The organism is Acinetobacter sp. 228, from assembly GCF_048147885.1.
In genome coordinates this window covers 1-1,273 of record NZ_JAYWYV010000332.1, presented here as the reverse complement: position 1 = coordinate 1,273, position 1,273 = coordinate 1, and the positions used below count along the sequence as shown (strand labels likewise).

Here is a 1,273-nt window from a genome sequence, read left to right as displayed (position 1 = left end):
GGATTGTACCGTTGTGTTGTTCAGGTGCTGCGAGTTCTTGTAAAAGTTGTTGCTGCTGTAAAATATTTTCGCAGTAGAGCAGGGCTTTTTCACCTGCGGGTGTAAGAGATATTTTTCGGGTATTTCTCTGAAATAGTCGAGTTGAGAACGTATGTTCAAGGTGCTCAAGATAACGCGAAACCATTGCACGAGAATAATTAAGATGCTCTGCGGCTTTAGTTAAATTACCGTGTTGTGCAATAGAAACAAAGACCTGAATGGCTTTTAAAGTATCCATATGTCTAGCTATTATTACAATATATGCAACAGTTTATCTTAAATTAGTGCGTTTATCTTACATAAATTGCAATTTAAAGTGTTCTTCATGAAACAGGAGAATACCTAATGAAATTATTTAAATTATCCGCTTCCGCACTTGCTACTGCTACGGCATTAACTATGGCTCAGTCAGCTCTTGCTCAAGATCTGAAAATTCAGAGTTTTCTGGCTAAACCAGAGCACTTTGGTGTCACCTCAACCTTAATAGAAGGCGACAAAGAAGTTTTACTGGTTAATGCACAATTCTCAAAATCTGAAGCATTACGTATTGCTGCAAATATTCTCGATAGCGGTAAAACATTAAAAACTATTTTCGTAAGCTATGGTGACCCGGATTATTATTTCGGCTTAGATGTATTTAAACAGTATTTCCCGAATGTACAGATCATTGCTACGCCGGAAACAGTAAAGCATATTCAGGATACTCAAGCGCTTAAAGTTAAATATTGGGGGCCACAAATGGGTGCAAATGCACCTAGCCAAATTATTGTGCCTCAAGCTTACACTGCTAAAACTTTAAAACTTGAGAATGAGTCAATCGAGATTAAAGGTAAAAAAGAGCTTACTTATTTATGGGTTCCTTCTGCAAAAGCAGTCGTGGGGGGTATTCCGGTATCTTCAGGTATTCATTTATGGATGGCAGATACTCCTAAAACCAAAGATCGTGTGGAAGTCATTCAATCTTTAGAAAGCATCAAAGCACTACAACCTAAAATTGTTGTACCTGCTCATATGGTTGAGGGAGCTCCACAAGGTTTAGATGCTGTTAACTTTTCAATTAGCTATTTAAATAGTTATGAAAAAGCAGCTAAAGCAACTAAAAATGCTACTGAGCTGAGCAAGCTCATGCAGAAGCAATACCCAACGCTTCAAAGTGTTGATAGCTTAGAGCTCGGTGCTAAAGTAGTAAAAGGTGAAATGCAGTGGCCATAATCTAGCGTTTAAGCCATATTAA

At 37.9% G+C, this 1,273-nt stretch carries 2 protein-coding genes; one reads left to right on the top strand and one right to left on the bottom strand.

What is annotated here, in order from left to right; translation table 11 throughout:
* Positions 1 to 277 (bottom strand): LysR family transcriptional regulator (locus tag VXQ92_RS18705; RefSeq protein WP_416682814.1); only part of this gene is annotated, 277 nt, incomplete at its 3' end.
* A gap of 107 nt (positions 278 to 384) precedes the next feature.
* Here VXQ92_RS18705 and VXQ92_RS18700 point away from each other — a divergent pair.
* Complete coding sequence (locus VXQ92_RS18700; RefSeq protein WP_000765234.1) at positions 385 to 1,251, top strand: MBL fold metallo-hydrolase; 867 nt, start codon at positions 385 to 387, stop codon at positions 1,249 to 1,251.
* Positions 1,252 to 1,273 lie beyond the last annotated feature (22 nt).

Bases quoted from the DNA above. Each gene is read 5' to 3' on its own strand.
- VXQ92_RS18700 (WP_000765234.1), top strand. From the start codon at position 385: ATGAAATTATTTAAATTATCCGCTTCCGCACTTGCTACTGCTACGGCA.